Origin of the sequence: Pseudonocardia benzenivorans CB1190 (assembly GCF_000196675.2) — a bacterium.
Lineage (GTDB): Bacteria > Actinomycetota > Actinomycetes > Mycobacteriales > Pseudonocardiaceae > Pseudonocardia > Pseudonocardia benzenivorans.
On sequence record NC_015312.1, the window covers coordinates 2,666,441 to 2,683,805 of the forward strand.

Consider the following 17,365-nt stretch of genomic DNA (forward strand, 5'->3'; position numbering starts at 1 on the left):
CACGAGCAGGGGAGCGCGGATGCTGACCGCCGAGCAGAACGACGAGCTGACCCAGGTCGACGCCGGTACGCCGATGGGGGAGGTGCTGCGGCGCTACTGGTACCCGGTGGCGTTCACCCGCGAGCTCGCCGAGTTCCCGGTCAAGCGCGTCGAGCTGCTGGGGGAGTTCTTCGCGCTGTGGCGCTCGCCCAGCGGCCGGTACGGGATCGTCCCCGAGGCCTGCCCGCACCGGAAGGCGTCGATGGCCTACGGCGTCGTCGAACCCGACGGCCTGCGCTGCCCGTACCACGGCTGGGTGTTCGACGAGTCCGGCGCGTGCATCGAACAGCCCGCCGAGCGCGACGACACCCGCTTCGGCGCCCGCGTCTCCGCGAAGGCCGGCGTCGCCGAGGAGCTGGGAGGACTGGTGTGGGCCTACGTCGGCCCGGGCCCCGCGCCGCGACTGCCGCGCTTCGACGTCTACGTCATGGAGGGCTTCCGCGACATCGGCTGGGCCGACCTGCCCTGCAACTACGTCCAGATCATGGAGAACGCCGTCGACCCGCACCACGTGGAGTGGCTGCACGGCCGGTACTTCTCGTTCATCGGCCGCCACGAGGGTTTCACCTCGCCGGCGTCGTTCGCGAAGAAGCACGTCAAGGTGGGGTTCACGCCGTTCGAGTGGGGCATCATCAAGCGCCGTGTGCTCGAGGGTGCGAGCGAGGAGAACGACGACTGGAAGGTCGGCCACCCGCTCGTCTTCCCGTACAACATGCGGGTCGGCGGGGGCGGGGTGCACCAGATGCAGATCCGCGTCCCGGTCAACCGGACGACGACCCGGTTCATGCTCTACACGGTGCACCGCCCCGACGAGGGCTACGAGCACGTCGAGCAGCCGATGGTGCCCGACTACCGGATCCCGGTGCTCGACGAGAACGGCCGCCACGTCGTCAACTACGTCGAGGGCCAGGACATCATGGCCTGGGTGACGCAGGGCGCGATCACCGACCGCACCACCGAGCACCTGGGCCGCTCCGACATCGGGGTGGCGATGCTGCGCAAGATGTTCCGCGAGCAGATGGACCGGGTCGCCCGCGGTGAGGATCCGATCGGCACGATCCGCGAGGAGCACGAGCGCATCGACCTGCCGTGCGAGAAGGACAAGTTCCACGCCGGCGCGCGGTTCGCGCTCGACTTCTGCGACATGGGCTCGACCCGGTTCTCCCCGATGCTCGACACGATCAAGAAGATCCACGTCAGCGCGGCCGAGCGGGTGGCGTCCGGGTCGGCGTCGTGAGACCGGCGCCGCCGGGCCGGGTCGAGCGCGGACCCGACCGGCGCTTCGCCGCCGACGCCGCGGCCCACCGTCGCGACGTGCCGCGGCACTGCCCGCAGTGCGGTGCCCCGCCCGCGCTCGCGACCGAGTTCTGGGAGGGCTCCGCCCGCCGGTTCTACTGCTGGTGCTCGGCCTGCGGCTGGACGGGCGAGATCACCCCGACGGGCGCGACGGCCGTCGGGCACGAACCGGAGCACTGACACCCTCCTGCCCGCACCTGTGAGTGAGGGCAGCCGGCGCCCCGGCCGCAACCTCACGGTCGGGCGCGGGCCGCCGGAGGGCGGTGAGGTTGCGCGCGGGATGGCCTACCCCTGCGGGCGACGGCCCGGGTGCAGTGCCGTTCCCGGGTGCGGTCGGGGCAGCTCGCCGCGGGCGTGCGCGCGCAGGCGTTCGGACATCGACATCGCGACGGGCTCGTCCCCGACGTCGGCGACCCAACCGTCGTCGCGACGCAGCACCGGGTAGACGCCGAGGCGCAGGGCGGGTTGGGTCCGGCACTCGCCGGTCGCGAGGTCGAAGCGGTACCAGTGCCACGGGCAGCGGACGACCCCGCCGTCGACCCGCCCCTCGGCCAGCGGCCCCCGGTTGTGCGGGCAGAGGGGGTCGGTGACCACGTAGGACCCGTCGACGACGAACACGGCGAAGGCGCGCCCGTCGTCGGCGCGCACGACGCGGGCCCCCTCGCCGGCGACGGGGTCGCCGCCGAGGGGGAGCAGCGTCATCGGCGTCCGCTCGCCCGCAGGTCCGCGAGCGACTCGCCGCCGACGAACCAGTGCTCGGGTTCGCACTCGTTGACGACGACGCGCACGGTCTCCCGGGCCGCACCGATCGACTCCTCGACGGCGGCGGTGACCGCGGCGCCGAGCGCGGCGAGCTGCTCGGGGCTGCGGCCCCGGGCGAGGGTGATCTGGACGAGCGGCATCGTTACCTCCCAGAGGGCTCAGCGGCAGCCGAGCTCGAGCGTGCCGATCCGGTCGATCGACGCGACGACCACGTCGCCCGGCGCGACGGGCACGGCGGCGGTGAGACCGCCGGAGAGCACGACGTCGCCCGCGCGCAGGCCCTCGCCGTCGGCGGCCATCCGGCGCACCATCCAGGCCACCGCGGCGGCGGGGTGCCCGAGTGACGCGGCGCCCGAGGCCGTCGCGACGACCTCGCCGTCGTGCTCCAGCACCACTCCGACGACGCGCAGGTCGATCCCGGTGAGCGGCACCGGCGTGCCGACGACGAACCGGGCGGCGGAGGTGTTGTCGGCGACGACGTCGGCCATGGTGAACCGGTAGTCGCGGTACCGGGAGTCGAGCACCTCGATGCCGACGGCCACCCCGGACGACGCGGCGACGACGTCGGCGGCGGTGACGTGCGGCCCCGCCAGGTCGCGGCCGAGGACGAAGACGATCTCGGGCTCGCAGCGCGGCTGGATGAGCTGTGCGGTGTCGAGGGGCTCGCCGACGTCGAGCGCGCCCGAGCCGGGCAGGAACCCGTAGACCGGCGCCGAGACCCCGACCTGTGCCTGCTTGGCCCGGGAGGTCACGCCGAGCTTCCATCCGACGAGCGGGCCGGCCGACTCGCGCAGCACGCGCTGGACGGCGTAGCCGGCGTCGAGGTCGAGGTCGGGGAACTCGCCGCTCAGCGGCTCGATGGCGGTGCGCCCGGCGACGGCCTTCTGCAGCCGCGCCGCGAGCTCTGCGGTGTTCACGCTGTCGCCTCCCGTGGGTGGCCGACGCGGGCGGTCACCGCGCCGAGCCGGTCGAAGTCGGCGCGGAACACGTCGCCGGGCTGCATGGGGACCGCGGCGTGCAGCGCGCCCGTCATGACGATGTGGCCCGGCTCGAGTGCGACGCCCTTGCGCCCCAGCACGTTCGCGAGCCAGGCGACGACGGCGACCGGGTCGCCGAGTGCCGCGGCGCCCGCCCCGGTGTCGACGAGCTCGCCGTTGCGGGTGAGCGTCATCCCGATGAGCCGGGTGTCGACCCCCTCGATCGGCACGATCCGCGACGACGTCACCACGGCCCCGCACGAGGCGAGGTCGGCGACGGTGTCGGCGAGCTTGATGCGCCAGTCGGCGATGCGGGAGTCGACGATCTCGAAGCCGGCGACGGCCCCGGCGACGGCGCGGCGCGCGGCCGTGACGGTCACGCCCGGCCCGGCGAGCCGCTCACCCATGACGAAGACGATCTCCGCCTCGGCCTTGGGTGCGATGAACGCGTCGGGCGGGATGACCTCACCGTCGGCGAAGACGGTCGAGCCGAGCACCGGGGAGTGGTCCGGCGAGTCGACCCCGATCATGCGCTGCATTGGCTTGGACGTCAGCCCGACCTTGTGCCCGACGATCGTGTCGCCGTCGGCGAGCAGCAGCGGGACGAGCTCCTGCTGGATGGCGTAGCCGTCGTCCATCCTGAGGTCGGGCTCGGCGTCGGTGAACGGCGGGATCGGCACACGGGTGCGCCGGGCCTCGTAGAGCGCCCTGGCCTTGGCCGGCGCGTCCGTGACGGGCATGGTCCTCCTCGCACTCCCTCCCCGGGCCCGCAGCCCGGGGTACCGATCGTCGTGGGCCGGGTTCGCGGTGTCAGCCCGGCCGTTCCACTCAGCGGACCTGCGCGGCGGGCCGGCGTTCGGCCGTCGGAACCCAGCCGAGCCGGCGCGACACCGCCTCGCCCGCCTCGACGAGCAGCCGCGCGTAGCGGCGCCGCACCGCCGCGCCCAGCCGGGCCGACGGTGCACCGATGCTGATCGCGGCCACGACCTCGTCGTGCACGTCGCGGATCGGCGCGGCGACCGAGGCGACCCCGATCTCCCGTTCGTCGACCGACCGGGCCCAGCCCTGCGCCCGGATGCTCGCGAGCTCGGCGCGCAGCGCGCCGGCGTCGGTGACGGTGTTGGGCGTGAAGCCCGGCAGGCCCGCCGCGAGCACCCGGTCGAGCGCGCTGTCGGGCAGGTGCGCGAGCAGGACCTTGCCCGAGCTCGTGGCATGTGCCGGGACGCGGCGTCCCGTCTCGGTGAACAGCCGCAGCGAGTAGGCGCTCTCCAGCCGGTCGACGTAGACGACCTCGGCTCCGTCGAGCACCCCGACCTGCGACGACTCGCCGGTCTCCTCGCGCAGCCTGACGAGCACCGGCCCGGCCGCGGCGTGCAGGTCCAGGTGCACCTTGACGGCCTCGCCGAGCTCGTAGACGACGATCCCGAGCCGGTAGCCGCCCGTGCGCGGGTTCTGCTCGACGAGCCCCTCGGCGGCGAGCGTGGTGAGCAGCCGGTGCACCGCGGACTTGCCGAGCCCGAGCCGGCGGGCGAGCTCGGAGACCCCGATCGACTCCTCCCGGGTGAGGAACGCCTTGAGCAGCCGGGCGGCGTTGGTGACCGTGGACAGCGGCGCGTCGGTCACGTGGTGGCCTCCGCGCCGGGCGGGCGTGGCGTCCAGTCGCGACGGCCGCCGACCGCCGTGACCAGGGCGCGCCTGATCGAGTCCGGGTCCAGGCCGTCGGCCGCGGCGGCGACCTCGGCGTTGTGCGGCGAGATCGCCTTGGCGAGCAACGCCTGTGCGTGCGGCAGGCCGGCGCTCGCGGCGCCCGCGAGCTCGTCCACGAGGTGCTCGCGGCCGCGGACCCGGCTGCGGATCGTCTCGAAGTCGCGGGCCGCGGCCGAGTGCCCGCTCGCCAGCCCGGACCCGACGTGCGCGGCGTGGTGCGGCGTCAGTCCCGACCCGGGCTGCGCGACGACGTGGTAGACGACCGTGCCCACGCCGAGCGCGGACCGGACGCCGTCGTAGGCCGGGCCGTCGGCCTCCTCCAGTAGCCCGAGTGCCGGAACGACGACGGGGTCGTAGAAGCGCACCGTCCAGTCGAGCCCCGGCAACGTGCCGGGCACCTCGACCTCCTGGCCGCGCAGCGGGCCCAGCCCCTCGCGGGTGGCCAGCAGGTGCAGGTTGCGCGCGCCGACGGCGGCGACGGTGATCGGGGGCCCGGCGGCCAGCAACGGCATCGCGCCCCGGACCGCGGGCGGGAACGTGTCGGCCTGGGCCAGGTACGCACGGTGCAGCGCCGCCACGTACTCGGCGACCGCGGCGCGCATGTTCTCCGGACGGCTTCCCGTCATGACCTCACTCCGGGGACGACGTTCCGATTTGCGGAACGACAAGGCTGTTCTCCGGAACGCTAGGACGGCTACCGTCGACCCGTCAAGACGCCCCGGCCACTCGAGGGAGCTCGCGCAGTGGGGATCCTGAGACTCGCGCACGTCGACGTCCGCACGCCGGACCTCGACCTGTCCGCCGCCTACTACTCCGAGGTCATGGGTCTGCAGCAGGTGCTGCGCACCGACGACACCGCGTACTTCAAGTGCTGGGACGAGGAGGACCACCACTCGCTGCGGATGCGCTACCACCCGCGCACCGGGCTGGACTCCTTCACGTTCCGCGTCGAGGCCGAGGACGACCTGCACGACTTCGAGAAGCGCGTCGAGGCCTACGGGTGCCCGACGACGCGGGTCAGCCGCGGCGAGGCCGTCGGCCAGGGGGAGTCGCTGCGCTTCGAGGTCCCGTCGGGCCAGGTCATGGAGCTGGTCTGGGATCTGGAGAAGACGGGCGGCCTGCTGGGCAAGCACAACCCGGCACCGGTGCCGCCGCCCGACCTGCCCGGCATCGCGCCGCCGCGCATCGACCACCTGCTCGTCAACGCCGAGGAGGTCGCCGAGGCGGCCACATTCTTCACCGAGGTGCTGGGGCTGCGCATCACCGAGCAGGTCCTCGACGGCAACGGCCACCAGCTCGGGGTGTGGCTCGCCGGCCGGACGAACTCGCCGCACGACATCGCGATCGTCAACGGCCCCAACGGCGCGCTGCACCACTGGGCCTACTGGCTCGACGACTGGGACCAGATCCGCAAGGCCGCGGACACGCTGGCCTACAACGGGGTGCAGATCGACCAGGGACCGACGCGCCACGGTGTCACCCGCGGCAACACGATCTACTTCTTCGACCCGCTCGGGATCCGCAACGAGGTCTTCACCGGCGGCTACTGGGTCGATCCGGACAGCGAGATCATCACCTGGACCGAGCACGAGTTCGGCAAGGGCCTCTTCTACTACGAGAACGTCGTCAGCCAGCGCTTCCTGCGCATGCACACCTAGTTGACCCGCCCCGCCGGTTCCGCAGGCCCCACCGGCTTGCATCCCTCTCCCGGGCGAAGGAGCTCACCACATGCCCGACCGAATCCTGAGGCTGCAGCACGTCGAGGTCCGCGTGCCCGATCTCGAGCTCTGCGCCGCCTACTACACCGAGGTCCTCGGCCTGATCGAGACCGCGCGCGACGTCCGCGACGGCGCCGAACGCGTCTTCCTCAAGTGCTGGGACGAGCAGGAGCACCACTCCGTCGTCCTGCGCCAGGCGCCGACCTACGGCCTCGACCACATGTCGTTCAAGGTCGCCGAGGCCGCCGACCTCGACCATTTCACGACGAAGCTGGAGACCGCGGGCGTCGCGGTGAAGCGCTACGCCGCCCGCGAGCTGGGCCCGGGCTGGGGCGAGGCGATCCGCTTCGACGCCCCGTCGGGGCACCTCGTCGAGCTGGTGCACGGGATGGAGCGCGTCGGCAACATGTTGCCGATGACCAACCCACCGCCCCGGCCCCAGGACCTCGTCGGCATCGCGCCGCCGCGGCTGGACCACGTGTTCGTGATGGCCGAGGACGTGGAGGCGTTCACCGCGTTCTTCACGGGGCTGCTGGAGTTCCGGCTGACCGAGCAGATCCTCGCCAACGACGGCCACCAGCTGGCGACGTTCCTCGAGCGCAGCCACACCCCGCACGACGTCGCCGTCATCACCGGCCCGAACGGCGGCCTGCACCACTTCGCGTTCTGGATGGACGACTGGAACGGCATCCGGGAGGCGGCGGACACGCTGGCCTACCACGGGGTGCAGATCGACGTCGCGCCCACGCGCCACGGCGTCACCCGCGGCTACACGACGTACTTCTTCGACCCCGTCGGCAACCGAAACGAGCTGTTCACCGGCGGCTACTGGGTCGACCCGGACTTCGAGCCGATCACGTGGACCGAGGAGGAGATGGGGCGCGCGATCTTCTACTACCACCGCGAGGTCAACGAGCGCTTCTTCACGGTGCACTCGTGACCGGCCCCCGCAAGCTCGACCGGTACGAGGCGCCCAACTACCTCTCCCGCTACCGGGAACGCCGGGGGGCCCCGGCCGGGAGCGACGAGAACAACGGGACCGTCACGACGGACTCCACCCCGCTCTACCTGCGCCGCTTCCGGGATCGCACGGCCGCCGTTGGCGCCACCACGGACGCCGCCCCGGCCCCGTCGCCGACCGTCGAGTTCGAGGGCGCGAGGTTCACCCCCGCGCTGGCCGAGGCCACCCGCGGCAAGGAGATCGCCGCGCCGGTGGAACGCCGGTCGTCGGAGCGGATCGTCTGCGAGATCTCGATCATCCGGCACGGCATCACGCAGGGGTACTCGACCGACGCGGGCCTCACGCCGATGGGCGGCTGGCAGGCGCACCGCCGCGGGCACGAGCTGTCGCGGCGCTGGGACTCCGGCGACAAGGTGCGGCTGGTGTGCGCGGCGACGAACCGGGCCCGGCAGACCGCCGAGCAGATCTACCGCGGTGCGACCGACGGGCTGCAGATGTGGGGCCACGACGTCGAGCTCTCCGAGCCCGAGGCGATCCCCGAGCTGCGCAACTTCGGCGTCTGGACCCCCGACGGGCTGCGGGACGTGACCTCGGCGTTCCGGCAGTACCAGGCGACGATGGAGAAGCTGGAGCGGATGGCCGTCGGCGACCGGCCGCGCTGGCTCGTGGAGATCGACCGCTTCTACCGGACGCAGCTGGGCGGCGCCGACCCGATCCAGATGTGGCTGACCATCCCGATGATGTACTTCGAGCCGCCCGCGCTGTGCGTGCGCCGGTTCTGGCGGGGCTTCCACCGGCTGATGGCCGAGAGCCCCGGGCACCGGCGGATCGTCGCCGCGACGCACTCCGGGCCGATGCGCGCGTTCGCGACCTGGGCGCACGGCTACGACCCGGGCGAGCCGCTGAACACCGAGGAGATCCGGGTCAAGCTGCGCGAGGGTGGCCGGACGGCGTTCGTGTCCTACCGCAACCGCGTCACCGAGGTGCACGTCCCGCCTGCCGACGAGTTCCCCGCCTGGGAGGAGTGAGCCGATGACCGTGCTCGACGGATCGCCGGTGACCGATCGGGTGCGGCCGCGGCCTGCCGCCGCGGAGCCCGCCGAGGACACGGACGCGGGGGAGGGACCGCTGCGGTCGGTGGCGATCGCGATGGCGGTGCTCGACTGCTTCGGCGAGGAGCCCGAGCTCGGCGCGACGAAGGTCGCGCAACGGCTGGGCGTCGCGAAGAGCACGGCGTGCCGGATGCTGGCCGCGCTGGCGTCGGGCGGGCTGCTCGAGCGCAGCGGCGCCGGCCGCTACCGGCTGGGACTGCGGCTGTTCGAGATGGGTCAGCTCGCCGTCGACCGGCTGATGCTGCGCGAGGTCGCGCTGCCGGTGCTCGGCGAGCTGCGCGACGTGCTGCGCGAGACCGCGCAGCTCGCCGTGCCGGTCGGGGCCGACGTGCTCTACGTGGACCGGCTGGAGAGCTCCGAGGTCGGCATCATGTTCCACACCGAGCTCTACCGACGGGGGCCGGGGCACTCGTCGAGCGCGGGCAAGGCGATGGCCGCGGTCAACCCGGCGATGGCCCGGGCCATCATGGAACGCGGGTTCGTGCGCCGCACGCCGTTCACGATCGTCGACCCGGTGCGGTACCGGCAGGTGATGCGCCAGGTCCGCGCCGACGGCTACGCGGTCTCGCGCGACGAGCACACGCTGGGCATGTCGTCGATCGCGGCGCCGGTCGTGCTCACCCGCGGCGACCGGCGCGTGGCGGTCGCGGCGATCTCCGTCGTCGGTCGGACGGCGAGCATCCTGGGCACCCGCAAGATGGCCGTCGTGCAGAACGTGCGGCGGGCGGCGGCCGCGGTCTCCGCAGAGCTGGACCGCTCGACCCCGTGAGCGGCGATGGGCGCTGGAACCACAGTCGCTGGCGCCACCACCGCCGCTCACGACTCAGCGGGCACGGTACGGGCGGAGCCGGACGAGCGTGATCCGTCGCCGCACCCCGGCCTGGTACTTGTCGTACATCCCGCCGATCGCGCGGAACCGCTGCCACAGCTCGTCGTGCTCGGCGTCCGGGACCGCCTCGGCCACGACCGCCCGGCGCTCGCCGCGGATCTCGATCTCGGCGTAGGGGCTGTCCTGGAGGTTGAGCCACCACTGGGGCTCGGCGTCGACCCCGCCGTTGGACGCCGCGACCAGCACGTCCTCCCCGTCGCGCAGGTGCAGCAGCGGCACGGTGTACTGCCGGCCGCTGCGGCGGCCGGTGTGGGTGAGCAGCACGACGTCGCCGCCCCGGAAGCGCCACATCGCGCGGCCCCGCACGGCGCGCAGCAGCGCCGTGTGCACCGGTCCGACCCACCGCATGATCGCGGTCGCGCGGCGGTCCTTCGGGGTCATCCGAGCGGTGGGGGTCGCGGTCTCCATGGCTCCTCCTGAATTCGCTGTAGTTGCGACTCTATGAATTGAGTGCTGCTACAGTCAAGGGGTGGCCACGCGTTCCTACAACTCCGCGCTGCGCGACGAGCAGGCGCGTCGCACCCGCGCCGCCGTGCTCGACGCCGCGGCCCGCTGCTTCGAGCGCGACGGGTACGCGGCCACGACGATGAAGGCGATCGCCGCCGAGGCGGGGGTGTCCGCGCAGACCGTCTTCACCCAGGGCGCCAAGGCCGCGTTGCTGCTCGCGGCGGTCGACCGCGGTTTCGTCGGCGACGACGAGGAGGTCCCGCTGCTCGCCCGGGAGGGCTTCCGCCGGTTCATCGAGGAGCGCGACCGGACCCGCAAGCTCGCCATGCTGCGCGAGCTGGCCGTCGGCTACTACCGCGGGGCGCCTGCGATGCTGCGCGTCTTCCGCAACGCCGCCGGTGGCGACGCCGAGCTCGCCGCGGCCTGGGAGGAGTACGAGCGGCGTCGCTACCAGGACATCCGCACGATCACCGAGTCGTTCGTCCCGATGCTGCGCCTCGACGTCGACCGGGCCACCGACATCTACTGGTCGCTCGCCGGCCTGGAGCTCGCGGACAGCCTGATCCGCGTCCGCGGCTGGACCGTCGAGGAGTACGCGGACTGGATGGCCGACGCGATCGACCGCCTGCTCCTGACACCCCTGTGAGCGGCGATGGTCGCCAGAGCGACCGTCGCCGCTCACGACCTCAGTACATGCGCTCGGTCGCCAGCCGCGCGCCCTCGGCGAGGGCGCGGAACTTCTCCCACACGACCGTCGGGTGGACCTCGGGATGGAACGACGCGCGCGAGGAGAACCCGCAGTCCGCGCCCGCGATGACGTTCTCCTTGCCCACGATGCCCGCGTACAGCTCGATCGTGTCGGCGATCAGCTCCGGGTGCTCGACGTAGTTGCTCGCGTGCCCGAGCAGCCCCGGGATGAGGACCTTGCCCTCCGGGAGCGTCACGTCGCGCCAGATCTTCCACTCGTGCTGGTGGCGCGGGTTGGCGACCTCGAAGGAGTAGGCGCCCGCGTTCACCTTGAGCATGAGCGGCGCGATGTCGCGGAACGCCAGGTCGTGGATGCGCGGTCCGTGGTTGAGCCCGTAGCAGGTGTGCAGCCGGATCTTCTCCTGCGGGATGCCGCGCAGCGCGTGGTTGAGGATCTCGATGTGCTGCTCGGCGTCGCGGACGCGCTGCTCGGGCGTCGTCGCGGGGTTCTCCGAGAGGTACTCGATCAGCCACGGGTCGTCGACCTGCAGCAGGAACCCGGCGTCGACGATCGCCAGGTACTCCTCGCGCAACGCCTCGGCCACCGCCGTCAGGTAGTCGCCGTGCGAGGGGTAGTACTCGTTGCGGCCGAACCCGCTGGGGCTGGTCGACGGCAGGAAGGCCTCGGTCACCGGGCCCGCGGCGGCGATCGCGGCGCGCAGGTTCTCGACGTCGGTCCGCAGCTGCGCGTGCCCGTCGTAGCTGACGGGTCCGGTGCAGACCATCGTCGTCATGGGGGAGACCTGGTCCTTGTACTTGCCGAGGTAGTCGGCGTAGTACTCCGGGAAGGCGTCGATCTCCACCTGCCACGACGGCGGCATCAGCTTCTCGCCGGTCCCGGTGTCGAAGCCGGTCAGCCGGTCCTTGACGTAGGTCAGGAAGCTGACCTTGCTCATCTCGCCGTCGGTGACCACGTCGATGCCCGCCGACACCTGCTCGCGGACGACCTCGTCCACGGCGGCGGTGACGCGCTTGGCGTACCCGTCGACGTCGTAGGGCCGGCCGTGCTCCTTCTCGCGCATCGCCTCGAGCAGGTCGCGCGGCCGCGCGAGGCTCCCGACGTGGGTGGTGAGGATCCGGTCGTCGCTGCGCTGCATGGCCCGGACGGTAGGAGCGCGTCATCGGCCCGGCCAGTGCGATGTTCCCCCGCAGGGAACACGGGCCTTAGGCTGCCGATGTGCCACGTCCCAGCCGTTGGTCGGAGATCCTCGTCGCCGCGGGGGAGGAGTTCCGCGAGCGCGGCTACGACACCGCGACGCTGGAGAGCATCGGCGCGCGGGTCGGGATCCTCAAGGGCAGCATCTACAACTACGTCGCCAGCAAGGAGGAGCTGCTGCTGGCGGTCGTCGAGCAGCCGGCCAAGCAGCTGCTCGCCGAGCTGGACCGGCTCAACCACGACTCCGGCAGCAGTGCAGCGGCGCGGCTGCGCGAGCTGATCCGCACCCAGGTCCGCATCTTCAGCGACTGCTACCCGGCTGCGTTCGTCTACCTGCAGCACATCCGGATGAGCGGCGAGCGGTTCGACGAGTTCCGCGCGATGGACGCCCGCTACATGGCCGCCGTCGAGGAGCTGGTCGCCGACGGTGCGCGGTCGGGGGAGTTCTCGTTGGCCGCCGACGCCCGGACGACGGCACGCGCGATCGTCGGGATGCTCGACTGGATGCAGCACTGGTTCACCCCGCGCGGCGAGCAGGCCGACCGGGAGCTGGCCGACCAGCTGTTCGCGACGGCCCTCGGCGGCCTCGCCGCGGGCGGCGGGATGCACGCCATGGCCCGGGACCTGCCCTGAGGTCGTGAGCGGCGATGGTCGCGCTGCAGCGACCATCGCCGCTCACAGGGAGCGGAAGGTCACCGGCAGGCGGACGAGGCCACGGGAGAGCAGCACCGGGTGCCACCGCAGCGGCTCGTCGGCCAGAGCCATCCCCTGCAGTCGACGCACCGCAGCCGGGATCGCGACGGACCCCTCCAGCCGGGCCAGCGGCGCGCCCAGGCAGTAGTGCAGTCCGACGCCGAAGCCGAGCTGGCGGCCGGTGGCCCGGCCCGGATCGAAGCGGTCGGGGTCGTCGAACACGGCCGGGTCGCGGTTGGCCGCCGACGGGCACAGGAACACCCGGTCGCCGCGACGCAGCATCCGGCCCCTGACCTCGACGTCGGTGGCCATCAGCCGGGCGATGGTCTTGGCGGGGCCGTCGTAGCGCAGCACCTCCTCGACGAGGCCGTCCGCGGTCGCGGGCACGCCGGGATGGCGCAGCAGGGCGAGCAGACCGTTGCCGATGAGGTTCGTCGTCGTCTCGTGGCCGGCGAACAACAGCAGCACCCCGGTGGACACGACCTCGTCGTGGGTGAGGGTGTCGCCGGCGTCGCGGGCCTGGATCAGGGCGGTCAGCAGGTCGTCGGCGGGCTCGCGCTCGTGGCGGGCGACGAGCTCGGTGAGATAGGCGGTCAGCTCGGCCATGCCGGCCGCGCCCGCGGAGTGTCGCTGCGGGTCGCCCATGCCGCCGAACACCAGCCCGGCGATGGCGTCGGACCAGTCCTTGAAGACGTCGCGGTCCGCGCGCGGGACACCGAGCAGCTCGGCGACGACCGACGCCGTGAGCGGGTAGGCGAAGTCGCCGACGAGGTCGGCGTGGCCGCGGGGCGCGATCTCGGAGAGCAGCTCCTCGACCAGCTCGGCCACCCGCGGGCGCACCCGCTCGACGGCGCGCGGGGTGAACGCGCGCGACAGCAGCTTGCGCAGGCGGGTGTGGTCGGGCGGGTCCTTGAACACCATCCAGTCCTCGAGCACGCCGAACGCCGCGCGCACGGCGGGGTCGGCGTCGTCGCGCTCGAGTCGGGCCCGGCGGTAGGGGGCGATGCGGTCGGAGGAGAACCGCGGGTCGCGCAGCGCGGCGTCGACGTCGTCGTAGCGGGTGAGGAACCACGAGCGGTAGCGCTCGCTCCAGTGCACGGGATCGTGCTCGCGCAACGCCGCGAGCAGCGGATAGGGATTCTCGACGGCACCCGGGCCGAGCAGGTCGGCATCCGGGGGTGCGGTGGTCACGGTGCCTCCAGCACGGCGACCACGCAGGCGTTGCCGTCGAGGGCGCTGACGCCACCGCCCATGGTCTCGACGAGCCCGATCCGCGCGCCGTCGACCTGCCGCCCGCCGGCCTCGCCGCGCAGCTGCCACACGATCTCGGCGAGCTGGGCCAACCCGGTGGCGCCCAACGGGTGCCCGCGCGAGAGGAGTCCGCCCGACGGGTTGACCGGGTGCGCACCGCCGAGCGCGGTCACCCCGGTCTCGGCGGCCTTGCCGCCCTCGCCGGGGGCGACGAGGCCCAGGGCCTCGGTGGTGACGATCTCGCCGATGGTGAACGCGTCGTGCACCTCGACGACGTCGACGTCGGTGGCGGCGTGCAGGCCGGCGGCGGCGAGGGCGTCGGCGGCGGTCTCGGCGACGATGTCGTAGCCCCATACGTGCGGGGAGCGTCGGCCCCAGGGGGCGCCGGAACGCAGCGCGATCCCGCGGACGCCGACCTCGCGCGCGCCGCCGCGCGCCGGTCCGACGACCGCGGCGCCCGCCCCGTCGGAGGTGGGGCAGCACTGCAGCAACGTCAGCGGGTCGGCGATCATCCGCGAGGCCAGCACCTCGTCGACGGTGTAGCGGCCGGAGTACTGGGCGCGTGGGTTGTGCAGGGCGTGCGCGTGGTTCTTCACCGAGACGGCGGCGAGCTGGGCGGGGGTGACGGCGCCGTCGTGCAGGTAGCGGGTGGCGGCCATGGCGTAGAGGGCGGGGAGCGCGAGGCCGGTGGCGCCCTCCGGGTCGGTGTCCTCGGGGGTGATCGCGCCGTCGAACGCGGTGCTCATCTGCTCGATGCCCAGGGCGAGGACGCGGCCGTAGCGGCCGGTGCGGACGGCCTCGCATGCCTCGGCGAACGCGGTGGTGCCGCTGGCGCAGGCGTTCTCGACGGTCACGACGGGGACCCGGGTGATGCCCATGGCCCGCAGGACCCGCTGTGCCACCCCGGCCGGTGCGAACACGGTCCCGACCCAGACGGCGTCGATCGGCCCGGGACCGGCGTCGGCCAGCGCCTCGGACACCGCGGTCCAGGCGAGGGTGACGAGGTCGGTGCCGGGGGCGCGCCCGAAGTGCGAGGTCCCGACCCCGTGCACGGCGATGTCGCTCATCCGATGACCTCCACCTGCGGATCGGGTGCCCCGGCGCGCAGCCGGACCCGCGTGCCGACGGCCGGTGCCGTGTCACCATCTCCATCGACGACGACGTGGGCGAGCACACGGGGGCCGTCGTCGAGGTCGACGTAGGCCAACGCGTACGGGGGTGTGCGGCCGGCGACGGGGATGCGGACGACGGTCGCGCTCCACACCACGCCCTCGGGGCCGAACTCGGCCGCGACGACCGGGCCGCCGCACTCCGGGCACGCGGGCCAGGGGTAGGCGACCGGCTCGGCACACGCCTGACACCGGACTCCGGCGACATGCGGCGCGCCATCGGGCGCGACGACGATGCGCGGGCGTGGATCGACGACGGTCACATCGACATGAAACCAAACCGCGGGTCGGCTATCAATGGCCAGCGGCATCTTCGCCCCTCGGGGCGACACCGCGTCGGAGCACGTTGATCGCGGAGTCTTGACACCCGGCAAGGGCTCGCGACACAGTGACGCGAAGCACCTTCAGCAAACCGGCGTTTGTCAAATTTCGTCGACCGGTGCCGTCGGGTGACCACCCGAAGCCGGACGACCGGAGCCGTCGAAAGGACCCCGACCGATGAAGTTCGGCTTCTTCACCATGCCCGAGCACCCGCCGCGCGAGAACTGGACGCTGTCCTACGACCGCGACATCGCGAACATCGTGGATGCCGAGCGGCTGGGCTTCCACGAGTTCTGGGTGGGCGAGCACCACACCGGCGGGTACGAGAACGTGCCGGTGCCCGAGTACATGATCGCCAAGGCGTCGGCCGTGACGCACCGGATCCGGCTGGGCACCGGTGTCATCAACCTGCCCTACCAGGACCCGTTCATGGTCGCCGAGCGCATGGCGTTCCTCGACCACCTCACCCACGGCCGACTGGAGTACGGCTTCGGCGGCGGCGGGCTGCCGACCGACAAGGAGCTGTTCGGGCTGGAGCCGTCGGAGGCCTCGCCGCGGACCAACGAGGCGCTGGAGATCATCTGGCAGCTGCTGACGTCGGACGACCCGGTCAGCTACGAGGGCCAGTACTGGAAGTACGAGAACCGCCAGCTGCAGGTCGGCCCCTACCAGGACGTCCCGCCCTTCGCGATCGCCGGCCTCACCGGCACCCACAACTACGCCAAGTGCGGCGAGCGCGGCTGGAAGCCCCTGTCCGTGCACTTCGCCCCGATCGACAACGGCACCTACGAGCTCGCGCCCGACCTCAAGGCCATGGGCAAGGCGATGCTCGACGCCGGAGCCGCCGCGGGCATCGACCCGGCCGTCACCCGCGACAACTGGCGCATCGTCCGCGAGGTCTACGTCACCGACGACAAGAACCAGGCGCTCAAGGACATCCGTGAGGGCGTCAAGCTCTCCTACGACTACCTGTTCGGGCTGGGCCTCGGCGCGCTGATGAAGATCGGCGACGGGATGGAGGACGCCGACCTGACCTTCGAGTGGATGGTCGACAACATCCCGTGGATCGTCGGCAGCCCGGAGGAGTGCACCCGCCAGCTCAAGGAGCTGGAGGAGGAGGTCGGCGGCTTCGGCACGCTGCTGATCAACGTCCGCGACTGGGTGACCACCGACAAGTGGAACCGGTCGAACGAGATGTTCGCCCGCTACGTCATGCCGCACTTCACCAAGCGTGAGCGGCTCGACCGGCGCCAGCGGCTCGCGAACCGCGCGCTGGGCATCGACTGATGGAGGCCGGGCTGTCCTCGCCGGTCCCGGAGCTCGACGGCCGGACGGTCGTGGTGACCGGCGGGGGCAGCGGCATCGGCAAAGGCATCGCCGCGGCCCTGCTGGAGAAGGGCGCCAACGTCGTCGTCCTGGAGATCGAGCCCGCCAACATCAAGTCGGCGTCCGAGGAACTCGGCGGCGGCGATCGGATCGCCTGGCACGAGGGCTCGGTGTCGGTCGCGGCCGACGTCGAGGCCGCGTTCGCGCTGGCCGCCGAGCGGTACGGCCAGGTCCACCACCTCGTCAACAACGCCGGGACGGCGTCGTTGTCACTGGTGGAGGACACGACGGAGGAGGACTGGGACCTCATCGTCGACACCCTGCTCAAGGGCACGTTCCTGTGCACGCGGGCGTTCGCCCGGCAGGCGGCCGACGACGGGGAGCCCCGCTCGATCGTCAACATCTCGTCGTTGAACGCGATCGCGGCGACCGACGGCCTCGGCCACTACTGCGCGGCCAAGGCCGGCGTCATGCAGTTCACCCAGACCTGTGCGGGTGAGCTGGGCCGGCGCGGGATCCGGGTCAACGCCATCGGCCCCGGCACGGTGAACACCCCGCTCGGCGCGGGCTTCACCGTCGGGCAGATCGGCAAGGAGTTCCTCGACCGGACGCTCGTCGAGAAGCGGCACCAGGACCCGTCGGACATCGCCGACGTGGCGCTGTTCCTGATGTCGCCCGCGGCGCAGCGGATCACCGGTCACTTCGTCCCGGTCGACGGTGGGCAGCACGTCCGCGGCCTGCACTCGTACTGGGACGTGGCGCTCGAACAGGGCCTGGTCGAGAGGCCGTCCTGA

General features: G+C 72.5%; 21 protein-coding genes. 10 read left to right on the forward strand and 11 right to left on the reverse strand.

The genetic code is table 11. The annotated features are described in order from the left end of the window. The first annotated feature begins 19 nt into the window (after window positions 1-19). On the forward strand, window positions 20-1,276 hold the full coding sequence (locus tag PSED_RS12715; RefSeq protein WP_013674646.1) for a Rieske 2Fe-2S domain-containing protein: 1,257 nt from the start codon (window positions 20-22) through the stop codon (window positions 1,274-1,276). Next, window positions 1,273-1,515: a hypothetical protein gene (locus PSED_RS12720; RefSeq protein WP_013674647.1), complete on the forward strand. Its 243-nt coding sequence runs from the start codon at window positions 1,273-1,275 to the stop codon at window positions 1,513-1,515. The genes PSED_RS12715 and PSED_RS12720 overlap by 4 nt, the downstream gene beginning before the upstream one ends. Before the next feature lie 105 nt (window positions 1,516-1,620). Here PSED_RS12720 and PSED_RS12725 read toward each other — a convergent pair whose 3' ends face one another. The 6 genes from PSED_RS12725 to PSED_RS12750 form a co-directional block, all read right to left on the reverse strand. Further along, on the reverse strand, window positions 1,621-2,037 hold the full coding sequence (locus PSED_RS12725; RefSeq protein WP_013674648.1) for a Rieske (2Fe-2S) protein: 417 nt from the start codon (window positions 2,035-2,037) through the stop codon (window positions 1,621-1,623). After that, a complete protein-coding gene (gene thmT / locus PSED_RS12730; protein ID WP_013674649.1) occupies window positions 2,034-2,237 on the reverse strand; it encodes a 2-hydroxymuconate tautomerase in 204 nt (67 codons plus the stop codon). Before thmT ends, PSED_RS12725 begins: the two co-directional genes overlap by 4 nt. A gap of 18 nt (window positions 2,238-2,255) precedes the next feature. Further along, on the reverse strand, window positions 2,256-3,014 hold the full coding sequence (locus tag PSED_RS12735; protein ID WP_013674650.1) for a 2-keto-4-pentenoate hydratase: 759 nt from the start codon (window positions 3,012-3,014) through the stop codon (window positions 2,256-2,258). Then, entirely contained in the window at window positions 3,011-3,814 is an 804-nt protein-coding gene (locus tag PSED_RS12740) for a 2-keto-4-pentenoate hydratase (RefSeq protein ID WP_013674651.1), read from the reverse strand. Before PSED_RS12740 ends, PSED_RS12735 begins: the two co-directional genes overlap by 4 nt. Window positions 3,815-3,902: 88 nt before the next feature. Beyond that, window positions 3,903-4,697 carry an IclR family transcriptional regulator gene (locus tag PSED_RS12745; protein WP_013674652.1) on the reverse strand — a complete coding sequence of 265 codons (795 nt, stop codon included), beginning with the start codon at window positions 4,695-4,697 and terminating at the stop codon, window positions 3,903-3,905. Further along, window positions 4,694-5,407: a hypothetical protein gene (locus tag PSED_RS12750; protein WP_013674653.1), complete on the reverse strand. Its 714-nt coding sequence runs from the start codon at window positions 5,405-5,407 to the stop codon at window positions 4,694-4,696. Before PSED_RS12750 ends, PSED_RS12745 begins: the two co-directional genes overlap by 4 nt. Before the next feature lie 117 nt (window positions 5,408-5,524). Between PSED_RS12750 and PSED_RS12755 the strand changes: the two genes are divergently transcribed. From PSED_RS12755 to PSED_RS12770, 4 genes are all read left to right on the forward strand, one after another. Continuing rightward, window positions 5,525-6,439 carry a catechol 2,3-dioxygenase gene (locus PSED_RS12755; protein ID WP_013674654.1) on the forward strand — a complete coding sequence of 305 codons (915 nt, stop codon included), beginning with the start codon at window positions 5,525-5,527 and terminating at the stop codon, window positions 6,437-6,439. 70 nt (window positions 6,440-6,509) lie between these two features. Further along, complete coding sequence (locus PSED_RS12760; protein WP_013674655.1) at window positions 6,510-7,439, forward strand: catechol 2,3-dioxygenase; 930 nt, start codon at window positions 6,510-6,512, stop codon at window positions 7,437-7,439. Further along, window positions 7,436-8,488, forward strand: coding sequence for a histidine phosphatase family protein (locus PSED_RS12765; RefSeq protein WP_013674656.1), 1,053 nt, complete (start codon window positions 7,436-7,438; stop codon window positions 8,486-8,488). Before PSED_RS12760 ends, PSED_RS12765 begins: the two co-directional genes overlap by 4 nt. A gap of 4 nt (window positions 8,489-8,492) precedes the next feature. After that, window positions 8,493-9,341: an IclR family transcriptional regulator gene (locus PSED_RS12770; protein ID WP_013674657.1), complete on the forward strand. Its 849-nt coding sequence runs from the start codon at window positions 8,493-8,495 to the stop codon at window positions 9,339-9,341. A gap of 54 nt (window positions 9,342-9,395) precedes the next feature. Here the strand turns inward: PSED_RS12770 and PSED_RS12775 are convergent, their stop codons facing one another. Beyond that, complete coding sequence (locus PSED_RS12775; RefSeq protein WP_013674658.1) at window positions 9,396-9,869, reverse strand: nitroreductase/quinone reductase family protein; 474 nt, start codon at window positions 9,867-9,869, stop codon at window positions 9,396-9,398. 61 nt (window positions 9,870-9,930) lie between these two features. Between PSED_RS12775 and PSED_RS12780 the strand changes: the two genes are divergently transcribed. Continuing rightward, on the forward strand, window positions 9,931-10,554 hold the full coding sequence (locus tag PSED_RS12780) for a TetR/AcrR family transcriptional regulator (RefSeq protein WP_013674659.1): 624 nt from the start codon (window positions 9,931-9,933) through the stop codon (window positions 10,552-10,554). A gap of 40 nt (window positions 10,555-10,594) precedes the next feature. Here the strand turns inward: PSED_RS12780 and PSED_RS12785 are convergent, their stop codons facing one another. Continuing rightward, a complete protein-coding gene (locus PSED_RS12785; protein WP_013674660.1) occupies window positions 10,595-11,752 on the reverse strand; it encodes a cobalamin-independent methionine synthase II family protein in 1,158 nt (385 codons plus the stop codon). A gap of 80 nt (window positions 11,753-11,832) precedes the next feature. Between PSED_RS12785 and PSED_RS12790 the strand changes: the two genes are divergently transcribed. Beyond that, window positions 11,833-12,444, forward strand: coding sequence for a TetR/AcrR family transcriptional regulator (locus PSED_RS12790; protein ID WP_013674661.1), 612 nt, complete (start codon window positions 11,833-11,835; stop codon window positions 12,442-12,444). 42 nt (window positions 12,445-12,486) lie between these two features. Here PSED_RS12790 and PSED_RS12795 read toward each other — a convergent pair whose 3' ends face one another. Genes PSED_RS12795 through PSED_RS12805 form a run of 3 tightly spaced genes read right to left on the reverse strand, consistent with a single transcriptional unit; the run spans window position 12,487 to window position 15,187 of the window. Beyond that, the gene (locus PSED_RS12795) at window positions 12,487-13,695 is read right to left on the reverse strand and encodes a cytochrome P450 (RefSeq protein ID WP_013674662.1); all 1,209 of its coding nucleotides are present in this window, start codon (window positions 13,693-13,695) and stop codon (window positions 12,487-12,489) included. Continuing rightward, entirely contained in the window at window positions 13,692-14,822 is a 1,131-nt protein-coding gene (locus PSED_RS12800) for a thiolase family protein (protein WP_013674663.1), read from the reverse strand. Before PSED_RS12800 ends, PSED_RS12795 begins: the two co-directional genes overlap by 4 nt. Beyond that, the gene (locus tag PSED_RS12805) at window positions 14,819-15,187 is read right to left on the reverse strand and encodes a Zn-ribbon domain-containing OB-fold protein (RefSeq protein ID WP_041759598.1); all 369 of its coding nucleotides are present in this window, start codon (window positions 15,185-15,187) and stop codon (window positions 14,819-14,821) included. The genes PSED_RS12800 and PSED_RS12805 overlap by 4 nt, the downstream gene beginning before the upstream one ends. A 235-nt stretch (window positions 15,188-15,422) precedes the next feature. Between PSED_RS12805 and PSED_RS12810 the strand changes: the two genes are divergently transcribed. Continuing rightward, a complete protein-coding gene (locus PSED_RS12810; protein WP_013674665.1) occupies window positions 15,423-16,532 on the forward strand; it encodes an LLM class flavin-dependent oxidoreductase in 1,110 nt (369 codons plus the stop codon). Then, window positions 16,532-17,365 carry an SDR family NAD(P)-dependent oxidoreductase gene (locus PSED_RS12815; RefSeq protein ID WP_013674666.1) on the forward strand — a complete coding sequence of 278 codons (834 nt, stop codon included), beginning with the start codon at window positions 16,532-16,534 and terminating at the stop codon, window positions 17,363-17,365. Before PSED_RS12810 ends, PSED_RS12815 begins: the two co-directional genes overlap by 1 nt.

Bases quoted from the DNA above. Each gene is read 5' to 3' on its own strand.
- PSED_RS12740 (WP_013674651.1), bottom strand. From the start codon at position 3,814: ATGCCCGTCACGGACGCGCCGGCCAAGGCCAGGGCGCTCTACGAGGCC.
- PSED_RS12775 (WP_013674658.1), bottom strand. From the start codon at position 9,869: ATGGAGACCGCGACCCCCACCGCTCGGATGACCCCGAAGGACCGCCGC.
- PSED_RS12715 (WP_013674646.1), top strand. From the start codon at position 20: ATGCTGACCGCCGAGCAGAACGACGAGCTGACCCAGGTCGACGCCGGT.
- PSED_RS12810 (WP_013674665.1), top strand. From the start codon at position 15,423: ATGAAGTTCGGCTTCTTCACCATGCCCGAGCACCCGCCGCGCGAGAAC.
- PSED_RS12760 (WP_013674655.1), top strand. From the start codon at position 6,510: ATGCCCGACCGAATCCTGAGGCTGCAGCACGTCGAGGTCCGCGTGCCC.
- thmT (WP_013674649.1), bottom strand. From the start codon at position 2,237: ATGCCGCTCGTCCAGATCACCCTCGCCCGGGGCCGCAGCCCCGAGCAG.
- PSED_RS12725 (WP_013674648.1), bottom strand. From the start codon at position 2,037: ATGACGCTGCTCCCCCTCGGCGGCGACCCCGTCGCCGGCGAGGGGGCC.
- PSED_RS12815 (WP_013674666.1), top strand. From the start codon at position 16,532: ATGGAGGCCGGGCTGTCCTCGCCGGTCCCGGAGCTCGACGGCCGGACG.
- PSED_RS12750 (WP_013674653.1), bottom strand. From the start codon at position 5,407: ATGACGGGAAGCCGTCCGGAGAACATGCGCGCCGCGGTCGCCGAGTAC.
- PSED_RS12785 (WP_013674660.1), bottom strand. From the start codon at position 11,752: ATGCAGCGCAGCGACGACCGGATCCTCACCACCCACGTCGGGAGCCTC.
- PSED_RS12800 (WP_013674663.1), bottom strand. From the start codon at position 14,822: ATGAGCGACATCGCCGTGCACGGGGTCGGGACCTCGCACTTCGGGCGC.
- PSED_RS12770 (WP_013674657.1), top strand. From the start codon at position 8,493: ATGACCGTGCTCGACGGATCGCCGGTGACCGATCGGGTGCGGCCGCGG.